The organism is Acidiphilium acidophilum, from assembly GCF_033842475.1.
GTDB classification, from domain to species: domain Bacteria; phylum Pseudomonadota; class Alphaproteobacteria; order Acetobacterales; family Acetobacteraceae; genus Acidiphilium; species Acidiphilium acidophilum.
The window spans coordinates 281,157-300,177 of sequence record NZ_JAWXYB010000018.1 but is presented as its reverse complement, the minus strand read 5'-3'; the positions used below and the strand labels follow the sequence as shown (position 1 = coordinate 300,177).

18 protein-coding genes are annotated in these 19,021 nt (G+C 61.5%); 7 read left to right on the top strand and 11 right to left on the bottom strand.

Translation table 11 applies throughout. The annotated features are described in order from the left end of the window. Positions 1 to 48: 48 nt before the first annotated feature. Positions 49 to 1,221, bottom strand: a complete 1,173-nt coding sequence (locus tag SIL87_RS04055; RefSeq protein WP_319612376.1) for an IS4 family transposase — start codon at positions 1,219 to 1,221, stop codon at positions 49 to 51. A 692-nt stretch (positions 1,222 to 1,913) separates the two neighbouring features. On the opposite strand from SIL87_RS04055, the gene SIL87_RS04050 reads away from it, so the two are divergent. Beyond that, the gene (locus tag SIL87_RS04050) at positions 1,914 to 3,086 is read left to right on the top strand and encodes an IS4 family transposase (protein ID WP_319612376.1); all 1,173 of its coding nucleotides are present in this window, start codon (positions 1,914 to 1,916) and stop codon (positions 3,084 to 3,086) included. Positions 3,087 to 3,375: 289 nt separating this feature from the next. On the opposite strand, the gene SIL87_RS04045 is transcribed toward SIL87_RS04050, so the two are convergent. Then, positions 3,376 to 3,579 (bottom strand): Rossmann-fold NAD(P)-binding domain-containing protein, encoded by a 204-nt coding sequence (locus tag SIL87_RS04045; protein ID WP_319612927.1) that lies wholly within the window; start codon positions 3,577 to 3,579, stop codon positions 3,376 to 3,378. Between the two features lie 257 nt (positions 3,580 to 3,836). Between SIL87_RS04045 and SIL87_RS04040 the strand changes: the two genes are divergently transcribed. Further along, positions 3,837 to 4,469, top strand: a complete 633-nt coding sequence (locus SIL87_RS04040; RefSeq protein WP_319612926.1) for a hypothetical protein — start codon at positions 3,837 to 3,839, stop codon at positions 4,467 to 4,469. 272 nt (positions 4,470 to 4,741) lie between these two features. On the opposite strand, the gene SIL87_RS04035 is transcribed toward SIL87_RS04040, so the two are convergent. Then, positions 4,742 to 4,918, bottom strand: coding sequence for a DUF3309 family protein (locus SIL87_RS04035; protein ID WP_319612925.1), 177 nt, complete (start codon positions 4,916 to 4,918; stop codon positions 4,742 to 4,744). A 259-nt stretch (positions 4,919 to 5,177) separates the two neighbouring features. Here SIL87_RS04035 and SIL87_RS04030 point away from each other — a divergent pair, with 259 nt between their 5' ends. The 5 genes from SIL87_RS04030 to SIL87_RS04010 all read left to right on the top strand — a co-directional run bounded on the left by SIL87_RS04030 (position 5,178) and on the right by SIL87_RS04010 (position 11,076). Further along, positions 5,178 to 6,338: an IS4 family transposase gene (locus tag SIL87_RS04030; protein ID WP_405055207.1), complete on the top strand. Its 1,161-nt coding sequence runs from the start codon at positions 5,178 to 5,180 to the stop codon at positions 6,336 to 6,338. Positions 6,339 to 6,590: 252 nt separating this feature from the next. After that, the gene (locus tag SIL87_RS04025; RefSeq protein ID WP_319612923.1) at positions 6,591 to 8,150 is read left to right on the top strand and encodes an ATPase domain-containing protein; all 1,560 of its coding nucleotides are present in this window, start codon (positions 6,591 to 6,593) and stop codon (positions 8,148 to 8,150) included. Then, on the top strand, positions 8,137 to 9,198 hold the full coding sequence (locus SIL87_RS04020; RefSeq protein ID WP_319612922.1) for a histidine kinase dimerization/phospho-acceptor domain-containing protein: 1,062 nt from the start codon (positions 8,137 to 8,139) through the stop codon (positions 9,196 to 9,198). Before SIL87_RS04025 ends, SIL87_RS04020 begins: the two co-directional genes overlap by 14 nt. Before the next feature lie 83 nt (positions 9,199 to 9,281). Next, positions 9,282 to 10,379 (top strand): ISAs1 family transposase, encoded by a 1,098-nt coding sequence (locus tag SIL87_RS04015; protein WP_319612416.1) that lies wholly within the window; start codon positions 9,282 to 9,284, stop codon positions 10,377 to 10,379. After that, the gene (locus SIL87_RS04010; RefSeq protein WP_319612921.1) at positions 10,345 to 11,076 is read left to right on the top strand and encodes a response regulator; all 732 of its coding nucleotides are present in this window, start codon (positions 10,345 to 10,347) and stop codon (positions 11,074 to 11,076) included. The genes SIL87_RS04015 and SIL87_RS04010 overlap by 35 nt, the downstream gene beginning before the upstream one ends. Before the next feature lie 15 nt (positions 11,077 to 11,091). On the opposite strand, the gene SIL87_RS04005 is transcribed toward SIL87_RS04010, so the two are convergent. From SIL87_RS04005 to SIL87_RS03970, 8 genes are all read right to left on the bottom strand, one after another. Then, positions 11,092 to 12,609, bottom strand: coding sequence for a carboxypeptidase M32 (locus SIL87_RS04005; protein WP_319612920.1), 1,518 nt, complete (start codon positions 12,607 to 12,609; stop codon positions 11,092 to 11,094). Continuing rightward, positions 12,606 to 13,334 (bottom strand): SURF1 family protein, encoded by a 729-nt coding sequence (locus SIL87_RS04000; protein WP_319612919.1) that lies wholly within the window; start codon positions 13,332 to 13,334, stop codon positions 12,606 to 12,608. Before SIL87_RS04000 ends, SIL87_RS04005 begins: the two co-directional genes overlap by 4 nt. A gap of 3 nt (positions 13,335 to 13,337) precedes the next feature. Next, positions 13,338 to 14,189: a cytochrome c oxidase subunit 3 gene (locus SIL87_RS03995; protein WP_319612918.1), complete on the bottom strand. Its 852-nt coding sequence runs from the start codon at positions 14,187 to 14,189 to the stop codon at positions 13,338 to 13,340. Between the two features lie 39 nt (positions 14,190 to 14,228). After that, the gene (locus tag SIL87_RS03990; protein WP_319612917.1) at positions 14,229 to 14,414 is read right to left on the bottom strand and encodes a hypothetical protein; all 186 of its coding nucleotides are present in this window, start codon (positions 14,412 to 14,414) and stop codon (positions 14,229 to 14,231) included. Then, a complete protein-coding gene (locus tag SIL87_RS03985) occupies positions 14,411 to 15,367 on the bottom strand; it encodes a heme o synthase (protein ID WP_319612916.1) in 957 nt (318 codons plus the stop codon). Before SIL87_RS03985 ends, SIL87_RS03990 begins: the two co-directional genes overlap by 4 nt. Before the next feature lie 37 nt (positions 15,368 to 15,404). After that, positions 15,405 to 17,000 carry a cytochrome c oxidase subunit I gene (ctaD, locus tag SIL87_RS03980; protein ID WP_319612915.1) on the bottom strand — a complete coding sequence of 532 codons (1,596 nt, stop codon included), beginning with the start codon at positions 16,998 to 17,000 and terminating at the stop codon, positions 15,405 to 15,407. A 45-nt stretch (positions 17,001 to 17,045) separates the two neighbouring features. Next, on the bottom strand, positions 17,046 to 17,984 hold the full coding sequence (gene coxB, locus SIL87_RS03975) for a cytochrome c oxidase subunit II (RefSeq protein ID WP_319612914.1): 939 nt from the start codon (positions 17,982 to 17,984) through the stop codon (positions 17,046 to 17,048). Between the two features lie 182 nt (positions 17,985 to 18,166). Then, positions 18,167 to 18,838, bottom strand: coding sequence for a class I SAM-dependent methyltransferase (locus tag SIL87_RS03970; RefSeq protein WP_319612913.1), 672 nt, complete (start codon positions 18,836 to 18,838; stop codon positions 18,167 to 18,169). Between the last annotated feature and the right edge of the window lie 183 nt (positions 18,839 to 19,021).

Genomic DNA, 19,021 nt, shown 5'->3' with positions numbered 1-19,021 from the left:
CGCCAGTTATCGATCAAAATTGTATCCCCAACCTCACTCATCCCCTCATTACGTAGCCGGCATGGAATTGCCGAATATGCCGCTGCTGCGCAGCATTTCCGTGAACCGCCGCATCAGGGGCAGTAGCCGGTGCTTCGGCATGTTCGGGATCAATTCATAGAGCATGCACCCCTGACGGAACAACGAGTGTGAGCGGGTCTTCGAAGTGTTGGACTTGAGCTGTCGATCCATTCCCAGGCTCTCGCCTGCCGTCCCGAGCATGGTCAGCAGCGCCATCGCAAACGCGCTGATGAGCAGCAGCCGATCGCGCCGCTCTGGTTCGGCGATGCGGATCTCAGCCATCCCCATCCCAAAACGCAAATCCTTGACGTCCCTGAAGCTGGGTTCGATCGTCCAGCGCCGGGAATATTGCTTGATCAATGTCCCTGCAGACGCCACGGCGTCACTGCTCGCCAGGCACCACGGCTCCTTCATGTCACGCGCATGTACGCACACCACGGCACCGACCTGATAGGCGTGCGAGGCGGTGACGCGCGCACCACGCAGTTTGCGCGCCCGGCCCGATTTGCCGACCCAGTCCGCCGCGGTTCGCGTCTCGCCTGCGGCATCGGTGACATGGATGTTGCCGCGGAAGCGAATGATATAGGCAAAGCCAAGCTCCGTAAGATACGCGAACAGCTTGTGGTCACCGAAGCCGCGGTCGGCCAGGATGGTCACGCGGCAGCCGGGCGGGACAACCTCCGACAGGCGGCGCAGGCAAGTATCCTCGATGGCGTTGCGCTGATCTTTCAATTCCTCTTTCCACATCGACAGCCACAACAGAGGCATCGCCCGGCCATGCTTGCTCACCAGGTTGAGCGCCAACGTTGCCTGATCGTCGCCGTCGAAATCCGTCCAGTCCATGGCAACGACGATGTCGGTCTGCGAACCCACCAGATGCGGTACCCAACGGGCGAAGCTTTCCCAGACGTCGATACTCTCGTTACTGAGCATGCGATCAACCTGCTTGATCGCGTGCTTGGTCACCAGCCCGCGCGCCTGTGCCAACGCCTGACCGATCATCGCGACGGCGAGCGACGCGCCGGTCATCACGCCCAGTGTCGCAGCAGACAGGGAGTCAACGCGTTTGGCGTGGAGATCGTGGGCATACAACTCGTCAATGAATGCGCGGATGTCCTTCAACCGCCCACCATCACGCTTTTTCGATGCTGCAATTCCCATGATCCACCCTCATCCATGCATTCCAACGCTTGGTAGAGAATCGCAGCGAATCGGCGCAATACCTGGACCTATGGAAAATGGGGGGATTCCTGAGATCCCCAACGGACCACTCATACCGCGATTCAATTGAATTCGCGATAAGCGATTGCCCCACTTCGCCAATTGCGTTGGGTATGCTCGGTAATGACATACAAATCGGATCAAACCTTATCCGAAAGAGTCCAGCATGCATGAATTCAAGAACCTGACTGTAGAATTTCATGCTTGCAGAGCGGCGGACAACCCATCCCGGTTGCAGAAGCAATTTTGGTGGTGAGAGCGTCAAAGCCTTTTTATCTAGGCTCCACAAAACTGTCGGGCAGGGTTCGGCACCGATTGCGTCACATCGAAGTGCGATGTAGCGCGGCGGCGATACAAGGTGAGCTCCGTCTGTGTGAGGTGGCTGGGGACCAAGCCCCGTTACCGAAGACATTGTGCCACGTTTAGCGTCTGCCCTGCTTTTTGGTCGCAAAAAATATCGTGCTGGACGCAACGAATCGGTGCCCAACAGATCGCGATGACGCTCGTTAAGCACCATTGTGGATATGCCGTCCCAACTCTCAGGAATCCCCCCATTTTCCATAGGTCCAGGTATTGCGCCGATTCGCTGCGATTCTCTACCAAGCGTTGGAATGCATGGATGAGGGTGGATCATGGGAATTGCAGCATCGAAAAAGCGTGATGGTGGGCGGTTGAAGGACATCCGCGCATTCATTGACGAGTTGTATGCCCACGATCTCCACGCCAAACGCGTTGACTCCCTGTCTGCTGCGACACTGGGCGTGATGACCGGCGCGTCGCTCGCCGTCGCGATGATCGGTCAGGCGTTGGCACAGGCGCGCGGGCTGGTGACCAAGCACGCGATCAAGCAGGTTGATCGCATGCTCAGTAACGAGAGTATCGACGTCTGGGAAAGCTTCGCCCGTTGGGTACCGCATCTGGTGGGTTCGCAGACCGACATCGTCGTTGCCATGGACTGGACGGATTTCGACGGCGACGATCAGGCAACGTTGGCGCTCAACCTGGTGAGCAAGCATGGCCGGGCGATGCCTCTGTTGTGGCTGTCGATGTGGAAAGAGGAATTGAAAGATCAGCGCAACGCCATCGAGGATACTTGCCTGCGCCGCCTGTCGGAGGTTGTCCCGCCCGGCTGCCGCGTGACCATCCTGGCCGACCGCGGCTTCGGTGACCACAAGCTGTTCGCGTATCTTACGGAGCTTGGCTTTGCCTATATCATTCGCTTCCGCGGCAACATCCATGTCACCGATGCCGCAGGCGAGACGCGAACCGCGGCGGACTGGGTCGGCAAATCGGGCCGGGCGCGCAAACTGCGTGGTGCGCGCGTCACCGCCTCGCACGCCTATCAGGTCGGTGCCGTGGTGTGCGTACATGCGCGTGACATGAAGGAGCCGTGGTGCCTGGCGAGCAGTGACGCCGTGGCGTCTGCAGGGACATTGATCAAGCAATATTCCCGGCGCTGGACGATCGAACCCAGCTTCAGGGACGTCAAGGATTTGCGTTTTGGGATGGGGATGGCTGAGATCCGCATCGCCGAACCAGAGCGGCGCGATCGGCTGCTGCTCATCAGCGCGTTTGCGATGGCGCTGCTGACCATGCTCGGGACGGCAGGCGAGAGCCTGGGAATGGATCGACAGCTCAAGTCCAACACTTCGAAGACCCGCTCACACTCGTTGTTCCGTCAGGGGTGCATGCTCTATGAATTGATCCCGAACATGCCGAAGCACCGGCTACTGCCCCTGATGCGGCGGTTCACGGAAATGCTGCGCAGCAGCGGCATATTCGGCAATTCCATGCCGGCTACGTAATGAGGGGATGAGTGAGGTCCCAACTGGGTAGCTTTGCCCATCCCTTTTCATTCATCTCTTCGCGAATGCTGCGCAAGCTGAGCCCCCTCGGCGTCATTATAGAGGTGAAAGTTCAATTGGGGCAAAGGTTCTACGCGACGGCCGTCCGACCCCCTTTGAAGCACTGCATTGTGACGTAGATTTTGGACGCTCCGCAATGTCTTCTTACTTCATATTCTATCTCAAAGACAGCTAGCCCTTCCCCCCATCACCCTCTGCCGAAACAATAGGAACAGCCATAATCCACCCATCACCACGCCACCGTCACCCCATGCCGGTCGATGAAGCGCAACCCCGGCACCCCCTGTTGCGCCAGCAGCGTTTCCACCAATTGCGGAATCGTCTCGTCCATGCTGAAGGGCGCGCGCGGCCCCCCGAGGTCCGCGCGAATCCAGCAAACCGTAGGATGGGCAGAGCCCTTGCGAAGCCCATCGATCACAACCCCAAAACCCATCCACCTGCCTCCCGCAGAAAGGCGAGGCGAGGCAATGAGTTCTTTTTTGCAAAAAAGAACCAAAAAACTCTCTGACTCGGGGCACGTGCCTCTCGAACGCCCGTGCCCCAACTAACAAAAGTTTTTTGCTACTTTTTTTCAAAAAAGTAGCCCCCCCTCGCCTTCCTTACCTTCCCCTAACCTTTTCCCGCTTTCTCACCCCCCGCCCGTTATGCTTATAGTCCCATGTGACCGAAGCACCCCGCCCTCATGAAGCCTTGACCGAAACCCTCAAAGCCATCTTTGCGGGCTTTCATCGCGAGGCGGTCCGGCTGGCCCACCACCACCGGGCCGCAATGCCGATGGTCACCCTGTTGCTGGGTTATTTCAACCGCGTGGTGATCCGCTTCGCCCGCTCCGCCGCCAAACCCGCAGCGCCACCGCGCCCGATCCGCGAAGCCACACCGGACAACCCCGAGACCGCGCCGCCGAAACCCTCCCGCCCGCGCAAACCCTCGCCGTTCTCCACCCAATTCGCCTGGCTGCTGCACCTGCTGCCGACCACCCCGACCACCGGCGTCGTCGCCGCACAGGCCCATTACGACCTGATCGCGTTCGTCAATTCCCCCGAGTTGATCGCTTTGCTCGCCGCCAAGCCAAGCCTCGGTCGCATCCTCCGCCCGATCTGCCGCATGTTCGGCGTGAACCTCCCCGACCACCTCCGCCCGCCACCCCGCCAACGCCGCGAGCGCAAACCCAACCCCAACCCGAAACCCAAACGCATCATCTGGCCGATTCCCCTCGACCCCGCCGACATCCGCATCCCCGCCGCCAACTACCACGGCGTCCATTTCGGCCCCGGCAACCGCTTCTGGCCACCCCGACGAAAATACCGAAAAATTTACGCCTGACCGAAGGCAACTTCGCACGCCTAAATCGTTACGTTATCGTAACTAATAAGCACAACGCATGATGGGTAGCGCGTGCTACCCATCAGTTTTTGTCGAATCAGGAAAAAAAGCCAAGGCAAGACTTCTTTTTGTGAACAAAAAGAAACAAAAAAACTTTGCTCCTTTGGGCCCGTGCCGGTTTCAACGCCCGTGCCTCAGCGAAGGGAAGTTTTTTGCTTCTTTTTTACAAAAAAGAAGCCTTCCTACCTCCCCTGAACCCCGACCGTCCCGCTCTAACGCATCCCGCCATGATACCCGAGCCCACCAGCCAGCCACACGATGATCAGCACGATCAGCACGATCCCCAGCACGCCGCCGAGCCCACGGCCGCCGTACCGATTATACCCATAATAACCACCGCCGCCGCCAAATAAAATGACCAGCAGAATGATCAGCAGAATAAGTCCCACGACAACCTCCGTAAAATTATATTGACACGAAAGACGCTTCCAAAGTCTACCCAGGACTCATCCTCCAATCCTCATTCATCCCCTCATATTGAATTCGCAACTATCGTTTAAAGAGAATCGAGAGGGCCGGGTTGGATTTTCGGAAGGAATCGGGATCGGTTGATCCAGGTTCTTTTCGTTCGAATTTTCTGGCTGCCCTTGTTCCTCGGTGCACGATTCCAAGGTTGCCCGGCAATCAGTCTGGTTTCTGGAGGATCGGATGGCTGCCAGGAGGAGACCCATGTCGTTTGACGATGTTCAGCGCTTTCTGGAAGGTTTGCTGGGGGAGGACCTGCATGCCAAGCGGATCCTGTCCCTGGCAGGAGCAACACTGGGGGTCATCGAGACCGCATCGCTGGCGATTGGCGCGATTGGCCAGGGGCTGGCTCTGGCACGTGGGCGACTGACCAAGCATGCGATCAAGCAGGTCGATCGCATGCTCTCGAACCCCGGGATTGATCTGGACGTCGTGCTGCGGCGGTGGGTATCGTTCGTGATCGGGACGCGTGAGCGTATCGTTGTCGCGATGGATTGGACCGAATTCGACGCCGATGGGCAGGCGACGCTGATGCTCTCGCTGCTGAGTTCGCACGGTCGCGCGACGCCGCTGATCTGGCATACGGTTGATAAGGCCAATCTGAAGAACCGGCGCAATGAAGAGGAATACCGCTTGCTGGTCGCGCTGGCGGAAATCGTGCCGGCCGAAACAAGCGTCTGCATCGTCGCCGATCGTGGGTTCGGCGATCATAAGCTCTACCGGGTGCTGACGGAGGAGTTGAAGTTCGACTACGTGATCCGCTTTCGCGGCAATATCCTGGTCACCGCGGCGAGCGGCGAGGCCAGACCAGCCGCTGAGTGGGTGATGGCCGCCGGACGCGCCAGAACACTCCGCGCAGCCGCCGTCACCGCGGAACGGTTCACCGTCGGCACGGTGGTTTGCGTGCGGGACAAAGGTATGAAGGAACCGTGGTGCGTGGCCGCGAGCACCACCGATGATACCGCGCGCCAACTGATCAATCTCTACGCGAAACGCTGGACCATTGAACCGGGTTTCCGCGACACCAAAAATTTGCGCTTCGGCATGGGGATGGGCGCCCTCCACGTCAGCACCCCGGAGCGGCGCGATCGCCTGTGGCTGCTCAATGCCTTCGCTGTCGCCCTGCTCACTCTGCTCGGTGCCACCGGAGAAGAACTTGGCTATGACAGGCACCTCAAATCCAATACCTCAAAGCGGCGGACCCACTCGCTCTTTCGGCAAGGATGCATGCTCTACGAGCTCATCCCCAATATGCCAGAGCATCGTCTCCGCCCATTGATCGAAAACTTCGCCCAAAACCTCGCTCAACAGTCAGTTTTCAATGGAACCTTCGGTACGATATAGGAATGAGGGGAGTCCTGAGCCTCCAATCGCAAAATGGTGAGTGCATCACCTCCCAACAAGCGCCCGGCGGATGCATTACCAAATCGTATCCAACCCGCCGCGCATGGACGCAACATGACGCGACCTCACGCTTGATTGCCTTGTCCCACCCGCCCATATCCGCAACATCACGGCCCGCTCGTCCTTACCCGCAGGATCGGCGCGCGGGTCTGCACCATTGCGGAACCCGCCTCCACCGCACAGGGGATTTGAATGAATGACCGACGATCGGCCCACCAAGCAGCCCCCGGCCAGATGAACCCACGCATCTCCACCGGCAGCGAGGGGCTCGACGATATTCTCGGCGGCGGCCTCGATGCCGATCGGGTCTATCTCTACGAAGGCCGCCCCGGCACCGGCAAAACCACCCTCGCCCTGCAATTCCTGCTCGAAGGAGTCCGCCACGGCGAACGCACCCTCTACGTCACCCTCTCGGAAACCCGCGTCGAACTCTTCGGCGTCGCCGAGCGCCACGGCTGGTCCCTCGAAGGGATCGACGTTTTCGAACTCTCCGCCCCCGAAAGCCTGCTCGATCCCGGACGCGAACTGACCGTCCTGCACCCGGCGGAAATGGAGCTGAACGAAACCACCAAAATGGTGTTCGACCGCGTGACCGAAACCAACCCCACCCGGGTGGTGTTCGACAGCCTCTCCGAAATGCGCCTCCTCGCCCAGAGCCCGCTGCGCTACCGCCGCCAGATCCTCGGCCTGAAACATTTCTTCGCCGGCCGCAGCTGCACCGTCATCCTGCTCGATGACCTCTCCTCCTCCCAGAACGACCTCCAGGTCCATTCGATCTCCCACGGCGTCGTCCTGCTCGAACAACTCGCCATCGATTACGGGGCCGAGCGCCGCCGCCTGCGCGTCATAAAAATGCGCGGCATCAAATTCCGCGGCGGCTTCCACGATTTCACCATCGAAACCGGCGGCCTCGCCATCTACCCGCGCCTCATCGCCGCCGAACACCACCGCGATTTCGACAACAGCTTCACCGAAAGCGGCAACCCCGATCTCGACCGCCTGCTCGGCGGCGGCCTCGAACGCGGCACCAACACCCTGCTGATCGGCGCCGCCGGCGTCGGCAAATCCTCCCTCGCCCTCACCTACGTCATGGAAGCGGCGGAACGCGGCGAACACTCGGTACTCTTCGCGTTCGACGAAGGTGCCAGCACCATCCGCGCCCGCGCCAAAGCCCTCGGCATGGACCTCACCACCGCGATCGAGGCCGGCCTGGTCCATATCCGCCAGGTCGATCCCGCCGAACTCTCCCCGGGCGAATTCGCCCAGCAGGTCCGCCACGAGGTCGAAGTCGGGCACGCCCGCATCGTCGTGATCGACAGTCTGAACGGCTACCTCAACGCCATGCCAGACGGCAGGTTCCTCGTCCTGCAGATGCACGAACTGCTCAGCTACATGAGCCAGCTCGGCGTTCTCACCATCATGATCCTCGCCCAGCACGGGCTGGTCGGCACCACGGAAACCCCGCTCGACATCAGCTATCTCAGCGATTCCGTCGTCCTGCTCCGCTACTTCGAAGTCGCCGGCACCATCCGCCGCGCCCTCTCGGTCGTGAAAAAACGCAGCGGTCCCCACGAACACACCATCCGCGAATTCCGCCTCACCGCGCAGGGCATCGTGATCGGCGCACCCCTCACCCAGTTTACCGGCATCCTCTCCGGCACCCCGGTCTATACCGGCGGCCCGGAGCCGCTCCTCAATGAGGCCGAGCCCGACGCGACCACCTATCACCCGGCCGATCATGCCGAATCCTGAAAAGCAGCCGGAGACCCCGTTCGAAGCCCGCATCGCCGTCCTCGCCCCGATCGGGCGGGACAACGCTGCCATCACGGATGTGCTGGGCCGCGCCGGGGTCATCGCCGAATCCTGCGCCGATGCCGCCTGCCTGATCCGCGTGCTCGAAGATGGTGCAGGTGCGGCGATCGTCACCGAGGAATCCCTGTTCGGCGCCGGTGCCGACGCCGTCGCCGCGTGGGTCGAAGCCCAACCCCCCTGGTCCGATCTTCCCTTCATCGTGCTCACCAGCCGCGAGGTCCGCGCGGAAGTGCAGATCTGGCGTCACCGCACCCTCGGCGCCCTTCGCAACGCCTCGATGCTCGAACGCCCGCTCGATGCCCTCACCTTGTCGAGCGCCGCCACCTCCGCGCTGCGCGCCCGCCGCCGCCAGTACGAAGTCCGCCACTACCTCGCCTCCCGCGCCCAGGTCGCGGTCAGGCTCGAACAACTGGTGGAGGACCGCACCCGCCGGCTCGAAGCCACCAATGCCGAACTCCTCCAGCAGATCACCGAACGCGAGAAGACCGAAGCCGCCCTCCGTCAGGCCCAGAAAATGGAGGCGGTCGGCCAGCTCACCGGCGGCCTCGCCCACGACTTCAACAACATGCTCGCCGGTATCACCGGCAGTCTCGAACTCATGCGCCGGCGGATCGACCAGGAACGCTACGCCGATCTCGGCCGCTACGTCGACATCGCCGCCACCGCCGCCAACCGCGCCGCCGCCCTCACCCACCGCCTGCTCGCCTTCTCGCGCCGCCAGACCCTCAGCCCGAAACCGACCGACACGGTCGCCCTGCTGGAATCCATGACCACGCTGATCACCGGCACCGTCGGCCCCACCATCCGGGTCGACCTGCCGCAAGCCGACGATATCTGGCCGACCCTCTGCGATCCGCACCAGCTCGAAAGCGCCATCCTCAACCTCGTGATCAACGCGCGCGACGCGATGCCCGAAGGCGGGGTGCTCACCATCGAACTCGGCAACGTCAACCTCGATACCCCCTACGCCCAGGGGAATCGCACTTGAAATTTTCAGAATAAGGGGGGCTTGCGTGACTGAGCGGGAGCGATTCTACCGACGGCGTGTGAAACACTTCAGGGGAGGACACGTTGGAGGAATTTGCTGCGTGCTGGCAGGGTTTGGAAGATCCGCGGACCAGTAATGCCGCTTTGCACAACTTCCATGAGCTTTTGATGATAGCCTTGTGCACGGTTCTGTGCGGTGGCCAATGCGCTGTCGACATGGCGCTGTTTGCCCGCGCGAAAGAGTCGTTTCTGCGGGGGTTTCTGAAGCTTGAGAACGGACTACCCAGCCATGACACGTTCAGCCGGCTATTTCGTCAGATCGATCCGGAGCAGTTCAGCGCTGCGTTTCAGCGGTTCATGGCTCGATTTTCCAAGACGATCGAGGGTGTTGTGGCGATCGATGGGAAAGTCCTTCGTCGATCTTTCGATCATGCCCGCGGCAAATCGGCGTTGCATATGGTCAGCGCTTGGGGTTGCGAACAGCGTCTCGTGCTGGCGCAGATCGCCACAGACGTCAAATCCAATGAAATCACCGCAGTGCCGAAACTGTTGAAGTTGCTATCATTGAAAGGCACGATCGTGACAACCGATGCGTTGAACTGCCAGCGTGCGATCGCGCAACAAATCGTCGATCAAGGAGGTGATTACGTTCTCGCGCTGAAGGGGAACCAAGGCAACTTGCATGGTGATGTCTCCATGTTTCTCAACGGCGTGCCGTGCGACGAAACCAATACGACGCGCACAGTCGATGCTGATCATGGTCGTATCGAGACCCGCACCGCAACCGTTTCAGACGATATCGCCTGGTTGCAGGAGGGACACCGATGGCCGGGTCTTGCCGCCATCGGCAAAATTGTCCGTATGCGCGAAACCTCCACCAAAACCACGACTGAGACCGCCTACTACCTGCTCAGCACTGTGCTCTCCAGCGAACGCTTCAATGAGGTTGTCCGGTCACATTGGGGCATTGAAAACCGGCTCCATTGGAGGCTCGATGTCGTCATGAACGAGGATCAGGATCGAAGCAGATTGGGCAATAGCCCAAATAATCTCGCAGTCCTGCGACATATGGCCCTGAACGTCATGCAAAAAGAGAACGCCACCAGGGGCTCCCTGCGCGGCAAATTCAAACGGGCCGGATGGGATGATGCCTACCTCACCAGCCTCCTACAACTATTCTGAAGTGCGATTGCCCTGCCCCTACGCCGCCGCCCACGGCGACCTCGACCCCGGCGACTATGTCGTCCTCAGCGTCAGCGATACCGGCACCGGCATGTCACCCGAAATCGTCGCCCGCGCGTTCGATCCGTTCTTCACCACCAAGCCGCTCGGCGCCGGCACCGGCCTCGGCCTGTCGATGGTCTATGGCTTCGCCAAGCAATCGAGCGGCCATCTGCGCATCTACAGCGAAGTCGGCCAGGGCAGCACCATCCGCATCTATCTGCCCCGCCATCGCGGCGTGGTGGCCGATCCCGCAGCCCGCTTCGCGACCATCGGCATGCCGCGCGCCGAAGCGGGCGAGACCGTGCTGATCGTCGATGACGAATCGGCCATCCGCGTCCTGGTCCGCGAGGTTCTCGCCGAACTCGGCTACGCCGCCCTCGAAGCCGAGGATGGCAGCCACGCGCTGAAAATCCTGCGCTCGACCAACGGGATCAATCTTCTGATCACCGATGTCGGCCTACCCAACGGCATGAACGGCCGCCAGCTCGCCGACGCCGCCCGGCAGAACCAGCACGATCTGCGCGTCCTGTTCATCACCGGCTACGCCGAAAAAGCCGCGGTCGGCAACGGCCTGCTCGAACACGGAATGGACGTGATGACCAAACCCTTCGCCCTGCACGCGCTCGCCAGCAAGATCCGCGAAATGATCCACTGACCGCGCCGCACCGCCTCAGGCGGTGAGGTAGCGAGCCGTCAGGTGCGCCTCGAAATCCGCCGGATCGAGTGGCTTGCCGGTCGCCTGTCGCAGCAGATCGTTGAACCCGTAAGCCGCGCCGTGCCGATGCACATGGGTCCGCAGCCAGCCAAGCAGCGGCCCGAAATCGCCTCGCGCCAGCCCGGCATCGATCGTCGGCACCGCCGCCCGCGCCGCCGCCATCAGTTGCGCCGCCGCCATCGCGCCCAGCGTATAGGACGGAAAATAGCCGAACAGGCCGCAATACCAGTGAATATCCTGCAGGCACCCGCGCGCATCGTCGGGCGGGGTGATCCCCAACAAATCCCGCATCCCCTCGTTCCACGCGCCCGGCAGGTCCGTCACCGCCAGATCCCCCGCGATCATCGCAGCTTCGAGCCGATACCGCAGGATCACATGGGCCGGATAGGTCATTTCATCGGCCTCGACCCGGATGAAACTCCGCCCGACATGCCGCAACCGTGCCGCGAGCCGGTCCGGCGCGAAGGCCGCGACCTCCTGACCGAACGCTTCGGCCAGAACCGGTCCGAGAAATCCCAGATACGCGTCCGACCGCGCCGCCTGCATCTCGATGATGAGCGACTGACTCTCATGCGCCGCCATCCCCGCCGCGGTGCCGACCGGTTGGCGGGCATGGTCGCGCGGCAGACCCGCCTCGTAAAGCGCATGCCCGGTCTCATGGAGCACGCCCATCAACGCCGACGCGAAATCGGCCTCATCGTAGCGCGTGGTGATCCGGATATCGGTCGGCGTGCCGCCACAGAACGGATGGGTCGAGCGGTCGAGCCGCGCCCCGGTGAAATCGAGCCCCACCTGCGCCGCGAGTCGGCGGCACAACGCCTCCTGCGCCGCTTCGGCAAACGGTGCCGCACCGGGCCGCTGGTGATCCCGCGCCGCTTGCAACGCCTCGGCACGCGGCAGCGCCTCCCGGAGAAACGCCTCGTACCGCGCGAAAACCGGCGTAATCTCCCCGGCGGTGATCCCGGGCTGATACGTGTCGATCAGCGCGTCATACCGATCGAGCCCTGAGACCGCCGCCAGCGCCGCCGCCTTCTCGCGGGTCAGGGCGAGCAGGTCCGCGAGCGGCGTTGCGACCATTTTGAAATCGGACGCCTTGCGCGCCCCGCGCCAGATATTCTCGCAGGTCGCGGCATGGCGGGTCAGCGCCTCGACCAGATCCCCCGGCACGGCGTTAGCTTGCCGATGGGCCCGGCGCATCAGTTCCAGATTGCGGCGTGCTGCCGGATCACCGGGCGGGGCCGCTTCCGCGGCATCGAGATCCTCAGCGGCCACGGTGTCGGTCAGCATGGTATGGGCGAGGCCTGAAAGCACGGCAAGTTGATCGGCCCGCGCATCGGAGCCGCCATCCGGCATCACCGCCGCCTGGTCCCAGCCGAGCATCGACATCGCCTCCTCCACCGTTGCCATTCGGGCAAACCGGGCGGTCAGGCGGTCATAGGCGCGGGGATCGGTGTTGGTTGCCATATCGTTCATGCGGGGTCTCTCAATCGCTTTCGGGCGTAGAACAGGAACTCGATTACGACGACAATGGCAAGCCCGAACCATGTCAGCGCATATTGCTGGGAGTTGTTCGGCGGCTCGGGCAGGCTCGCCGCCGGCACCGGGCCACCCGCGATCGGCTTGGGTCCCAGCACGATCAGGGTGTAGGGCGCGACACGATCGAGGCCCAGCGCCGCACCGATCCGGACCGGATCGAGCGTATAGAAAATCCCCTTCGCCGGATCGCTCTTTGCGGCGAAAGGACCGAAATTCTGCGCCCTCTGGATATAGCCCGAAACCATCGCGGGCCCCGCCGGCACCGGGGCCGGGCGCGGCGAGCGTCCCTCGACCCATCCGAGATCGACCATCACGACATCGCCATTGTCGCGCCTGAACGGCATGACGAGTTGCGCGCCCTGTAATTCCCCGGCGGGCGAATTCCTGATCTGATCCCCGTAGAACGCCGCTTTGTCGGCCAGCCAATGGCCGGTGATCGCGACTTTCTGATAGGGCGTCGGGTGATCCGGCAGCGGTATCGGCGGCAACATCTGCGCCGCCACGATTTCGCGCTGGATGCGGTCCTTGTAATGCCAGCGATGCACCTGCCAGATGCCGAGGGCCATCAGCAGCACGAACATCACAAGGCTGAAGATCCCCATTCCGATCAGGCGCCGCCACCGCGCGCGCGGCGGCGCCGACCGGTTGAAGCTGTCAGGCATCAATCATGCCGCAGTGATGGCGCTGGCACCGAAATAATAGATGCAGACGAACAGGAACAGCCACACGACATCGACGAAGTGCCAGTACCAGGCCGCCGCCTCGAAGCCGAAATGGCGCTTGACGCTGAACTGCCCCTTGAGCGCCCGGAAGAAATTCACGGTCAGGAAGGTCGTGCCGACGATGACATGGAACCCGTGGAACCCGGTGGCGATGAAAAACACCGAGGGAAAGATCCCGCCATGATAAAAATTGAACGGCGAATGGGTATATTCGTAACCCTGACCGCACAGGAACGTGATTCCCAGCAGCACGGTCACGCCCAGCCCCATGATCATGCCGCGGCGATCGTTCTCAAGCAGAGCATGGTGCGACCAAGTGATGGTGGTGCCGGAGAGCAGCAGCACCATCGTGTTGAACAGCGGCACCGCAAACGGATCGATCGTGGTGATATGCTGCGGTGGCCAGACCGCCGCGAACGCGTATCCCATATGGCTGGGAAAGAAGAAGAAGTTGAAATAGGCCCAGAAGAACGAGACGAAAAACATCACCTCGGAGGTGATGAACAGCGCCATGCCGTAGCGCATGCCGATTTGGGTCACCAGCTTGTGCAGGCCGGGGGTGCGGCTTTCGCGCACCACATCCCGCCACCACACCGCCATCGTGCTGACCGCGCCGACGAAGCCGAAGCCGAGGAACCAGTAATCGTCGTAATGAGCGACGAAAATGATCCCGGTGGCGATCAGGATAGCCGAAACCGCCCCGAACAGCGGCCAGATACTCGGCTCCACCATATGATAGGGATGCGGCACCGTGCCGGCTATCTGGCTTTCGGCGGTATGGATGTCAGCACTCATCGAATATTCCTCCCAGAATTCCGCCAACCGCCTGTGGTTTCACCACATATGGCCGGCATGATAGAGCTTGACCACGGCAATTGCATAGATCAGGGCGCACAGCGCGGCCATTGCGGCGAACAGTGCCCAGTTGCGACCCCGCCGGCGCTTGTTGAACTCGGCCTTCTGCTCCTCCGTCCATTGCGGCGTCGTGACCGAAACGATGACCCGATCGGGATCGGTCACAGGAAATGATCCACCACAAGGGCGCCGAAGATCATGAACAGATAAAGGATCGAGTATTTGAACGCTGCCTTGGCCGGGGCATCGCGCGTCAGGCTGACCCCCGCGGCGTCCTGCTTGTCACGCACCACTCCCAGCGAATACCAGACGAACACGAGACCGAGGATCAGCGCGCTCGCGCCATAGAACGGTCCTGCGAGATGCAGCACATAGGGCAGCAGCGAAATCGGCACCATCCACAACGTATAGCGCATCACCGCCAGCCGGGTCGCTTTGGCACCGGCAACCACCGGCAGCATCGGCACACCTGCCTTTTCGTAATCGGCCGAGGCGAACAGCGACAGCGCCCAGAAATGCGGCGGCGTCCAGATGAAAATGATGGCGAACAGCACGATCGGCATCAGCGCCAGATGCCCGGTGACCGCGACCCACCCGATGATCGGCGGAAAGGCGCCGGCGGCACCACCGATCACGATGTTCTGCGGGGTCCGCCGCTTCAGCCACATCGTGTAGATGAACACATAGAACGCGATCGAAATCGCCAGCACCACGGCTGCCAGAAAATTGGTCGCGAGCCACATCAGCAGGACTGACAGCACCGACAACCCGACACCGAAGCCGAGCGCGCCGGAGGGCGAAATCCGCCCCGAGGGGACCGGGCGCTTCGCAGTCCGGCGCATGATCGCGTCGATATCGCGGTCGTACCACATATTGATCGACCCCGCCGCACCCGCCGCCATCGCGATACACAGGATGGCGGTGAACGCGATGATCGGGTTGATCGGCCCGGGCGCGATCAACAGGCCGGCGGCACCGGTATACACCACGAGATAGAGCACACGTGGCTTGAGCAGAGCGAGCCAGTCCCGCGTCGTCGCGCCCAGAATTGCCTGGTCGAACAATTCCGGGTCCGGCGTAATCGCCGGTGCACTGGTCCGCAGGATGGTATCGCTCATGTCGTATCCGATCAGTGGGGACGATACGGCGATCCGCTCAGCGGATCACCGGCACGTCTTCGAACGTGTGGTGGGGAGCAGGGGACGGAACGGTCCACTCCAGAGTGGTCGCACCGGCACCCCAATAATTGCCCGCCAGCTTCTGCTTCCCCGTGAAGATTTTGTACAGCACCACGAAGAACACAAGTGTGCTGACCCCCGAGATCATCGCGCCGACCGAGGAGACCATGTTCCATCCGGCAAACGCGGTCGGATAATCGGGGTAGCGGCGCGGCATGCCCGCGAGACCGAGGAAATGCTGCGGGAAGAAGGTCAGGTTGACCCCGATGAAGAACAGCCAGAAATGCAGCTTGCCGAGTGTTTCATTATACTGCTGGCCGTACATTTTGCCGATCCAGTAATAGAACCCGGCGAAGATCGCGAACACCGACCCCATCGACAGCACGTAGTGAAAGTGCGCGATCACGAAATAGGTATTGTGCAGTTCGGTATCGAGGCCGGCATTGGCCAGCACGATACCGGTCGCGCCGCCGACCACGAACATGAAGATGAACCCGATCGCCCAGAGCATCGGCGTCTTCAATTCGACCGATCCGCCCCACATGGTTGCGACCCAGGAGAACACTTTCACCCCGGTCGGCACCGCGATCACCAGCGTCGCCGCCTCGAAATAGACCTTGCTGTCCATCGAGATACCGGAGACGAACATGTGATGCGCCCAGACCACGAAGCCGACGAACCCGATCGCGACCATGGCGTAAACCATGCCGAGATAGCCGAAGATCGGCTTTTTCGAGAAGGTCGAAACCACATGGCTGACGATGCCGAACGCCGGCAGGATCATGATATAGACTTCGGGATGTCCGAAGAACCAGAACAGATGCTGGAACAGCACCGGGTCGCCGCCGCCCGCCGGCTCGAAGAACGATGTGCCGAAATTACGGTCCATGATCAGCATGGTGATCGCGCCGGCCAGAACCGGAATGGCGAGCAGCAACAGGAAGGCGGTCACCAGGATCGACCAGACGAACAGCGGCATCTTGTGCATGGTCATGCCGGGCGCGCGCATGTTCAGAATGGTCGCGATGAAATTGATCGCGCCGAGCAGCGAGGAGATACCGGCGAGATGCAGCGAGAACAGGGTGAAATCGACCGATGGTCCCGGTGAATAGGTGATGTCCGACAATGGCGGATACAGCGTCCACCCGATGCCCGATCCCGCGCCGACCAGCAGGCCGAGATTGACGAAAATGAACCCCATGAACAGGAACCAGAAGCTCATGTTGTTCAGCCGCGGGAAGGCCATGTCCGGTGCGCCGATCATCATCGGCACCATCCAGTTGCCGAATCCGCCGATCAGCGCGGGCATCACCAGGAAAAAGATCATCAGCAGCCCGTGCGCGGTGACAATCGCGTTCCAGGCCTGCCCGTTGGTCACCAGCGAATTGTTCGGCTCCGCGAGCTGTGCCCGCATGATCATCGAGAGCACGCCGCCCTCGATCCCGGCGATGATCGCCCAGGTAATGTAGAGGGTGCCGATATCCTTGTGGTTCGTGCTCATCAGCCAGCGGCGGACGAAGCCGGGCTGATGGCTGTGGTCGGCATGGTCGTGATGAATGGCGGTCGCTGACATTGGCATGAACCCCAGTGGTTTACCTGGAAAGAATGAACGTTTCGTTTAGTTTCCTGCGCTGGCGAGGGCGATGCCCGGGCGATCCGCGCTGGCATCCTTGGCAGCGGCGGCTTCGGCCATGACCTCGTATTTGTGGATCGGCGGCACGTCGCCCTGCGCCGCGTCTTTTTTCGCTTCCGCCAGCCATGACTGGAACTGCGCCATCGGCAGGGCCACGATCTCGATCGGCATGTCGTCATGGTTCATGCCGCAGATCTGGTTGCACTCGCCGTAATAAATCCCCGGCGCGTCGATCTTGGTCCATTGATGCCAGTACTGGCCGGGAATCGCGTAACGCTGCACGCCGAGCGAGGGAATGAAAAAGGAGTGCAGCACGTCGCCGCTGGTGATCTGGAACACGATCTTTTTGTTCGCCGGCACGACGAGCGGATGATCGACCGACAATTGCTTGATCTGACCCGGCTTGAGCTGGTTCGGCGGAATCGCATAGGAGGTGAAATCGACCGATTTCGCCTGCATATACTTGTATTCCCAATACCATTGATGTCCGGTCACCCGCACTGTCATGTAAGGGTTTTTGTAGTCCGACTGCTGATAGATCATGTTGAGCGAGGGGACGAAAATCACCACCAGCAACAAGGCTGGCACCACGGTCCACAGCACTTCGATCAAGGTATTGTGTGTCGTGGTCGAAGGAACCGGGTTTCGCTTGGCGTTGAACCGCACCATAATATAGCCGAGCAACCCGGCGACCAGCAGCACGACGCCGAACATGATCCACAGCACGAACTGCATCATCCAGTTGATGCTTTTCTGGATCGGGCTGGCCGCCGGCTGGAACCACCATTCCCAGGGCTTCGGCGCATGGATCGGAAATCCTGCGCTGTTCTTGGGAAATGTCGCGGCGAGAGCCGGATGAACGAGCACGGCACCCGCAAGTGCAGTGCCGAGCGCCAGGAGCAGATATCGGTTAGAACGCTTCATCAATCCCGCCAGTTCCGTTGCTTCAGGCTACGGGGCCGCAGCCAAATGGGTCATCTTATTGGGTCGGTTTCCTTGAAACGGACGAAGCGATTACGTGAACTTCACCCGTATTCAATGTTGGTGATATCTCACTGTTCCGTGTGGATCAAGGTCTGACCGAAAAAGGTGATCGATCTCACGATTCAGGCGGGATTGACCATCGAAACCAGCCGGAACAGACCGAATGGCCGCATTTTCGTCGTCACCAGCGCCGTCGCGTCGTCCGGCGCGATCAGCCGGTCGATCGTGAAATCGGGATGCCAGCCCAGCGCGCGCGAGGCCGGCGCCATCGCCCGCTCGACCCACCAGACCGGCCCGCCATCGGCAGCGAAATGATTGACGAACAGGATGGTGCCGCCCGGACGAACCACACGACGCAGCTCATCGGCCAGTTTGCGCGGATGCGGCACCACCGAGGCGACGAACATCGCCACCGCGATATCGAACCGGTCAGCCTCGAACCCGGTATCCTCGGCGTCGAGTTCGAGCAGGTGATCGACATTGGAAAGACTTTGCTCGCGCACCCGGATACGGGCGCGGTCGAGCATTTCGGCCGAGAGATCGATCCCGGTAATCCGCTTCTCGCTGCGGTAGAGCGGCAGAGCGAGACCGGTGCCGACGCCGACCTCCAGCACATTTAGCCCCGGCGCGCGATTGACCGCCGCCACTGCCGCCCGGCGCGCCGGTCCGGAAATCGCGCCGAACACATTGTCGTAAACGCCCGCCCAGCGGCGATACGCCGCGCGCACCGCATCGGCATCGAGGCTGCTCGCGGCGAGCGGGTCGGCCCGACCTGTCTTGAAAGTATCGCTCATGGACGCACGCATCTCCTGTCGGTCACCGGCGCCGGGCCACGGCACCCCCGCAGCAGGCTTCCGCGCCTCACAAATTCGTGGACGCCGCCATGTTGTGGGGGATGCACCGCCCGCATGCAAGTAGCAATGGCCCGATCAGGCGGGCCAGCGGATCACGAGCCTGGGTTGTAGCCCTTGCGCAAC

What these genes read in the sequence shown, in the direction of transcription:
- SIL87_RS04055 (WP_319612376.1), bottom strand. Translation starts at nt 1,221, where the DNA reads ATGGGAATTGCAGCATCGAAAAAGCGTGATGGTGGGCGGTTGAAGGAC.
- SIL87_RS04050 (WP_319612376.1), top strand. Translation starts at nt 1,914, where the DNA reads ATGGGAATTGCAGCATCGAAAAAGCGTGATGGTGGGCGGTTGAAGGAC.
- SIL87_RS04045 (WP_319612927.1), bottom strand. Translation starts at nt 3,579, where the DNA reads ATGGGTTTTGGGGTTGTGATCGATGGGCTTCGCAAGGGCTCTGCCCAT.
- SIL87_RS04030 (WP_405055207.1), top strand. Translation starts at nt 5,178, where the DNA reads ATGGCTGCCAGGAGGAGACCCATGTCGTTTGACGATGTTCAGCGCTTT.
- SIL87_RS04025 (WP_319612923.1), top strand. Translation starts at nt 6,591, where the DNA reads ATGAATGACCGACGATCGGCCCACCAAGCAGCCCCCGGCCAGATGAAC.
- SIL87_RS04020 (WP_319612922.1), top strand. Translation starts at nt 8,137, where the DNA reads ATGCCGAATCCTGAAAAGCAGCCGGAGACCCCGTTCGAAGCCCGCATC.
- SIL87_RS04010 (WP_319612921.1), top strand. Translation starts at nt 10,345, where the DNA reads ATGCCTACCTCACCAGCCTCCTACAACTATTCTGAAGTGCGATTGCCC.
- SIL87_RS04005 (WP_319612920.1), bottom strand. Translation starts at nt 12,609, where the DNA reads ATGAACGATATGGCAACCAACACCGATCCCCGCGCCTATGACCGCCTG.
- SIL87_RS04000 (WP_319612919.1), bottom strand. Translation starts at nt 13,334, where the DNA reads ATGCCTGACAGCTTCAACCGGTCGGCGCCGCCGCGCGCGCGGTGGCGG.
- SIL87_RS03995 (WP_319612918.1), bottom strand. Translation starts at nt 14,189, where the DNA reads ATGAGTGCTGACATCCATACCGCCGAAAGCCAGATAGCCGGCACGGTG.
- SIL87_RS03985 (WP_319612916.1), bottom strand. Translation starts at nt 15,367, where the DNA reads ATGAGCGATACCATCCTGCGGACCAGTGCACCGGCGATTACGCCGGAC.
- ctaD (WP_319612915.1), bottom strand. Translation starts at nt 17,000, where the DNA reads ATGTCAGCGACCGCCATTCATCACGACCATGCCGACCACAGCCATCAG.
- coxB (WP_319612914.1), bottom strand. Translation starts at nt 17,984, where the DNA reads ATGAAGCGTTCTAACCGATATCTGCTCCTGGCGCTCGGCACTGCACTT.
- SIL87_RS03970 (WP_319612913.1), bottom strand. Translation starts at nt 18,838, where the DNA reads ATGAGCGATACTTTCAAGACAGGTCGGGCCGACCCGCTCGCCGCGAGC.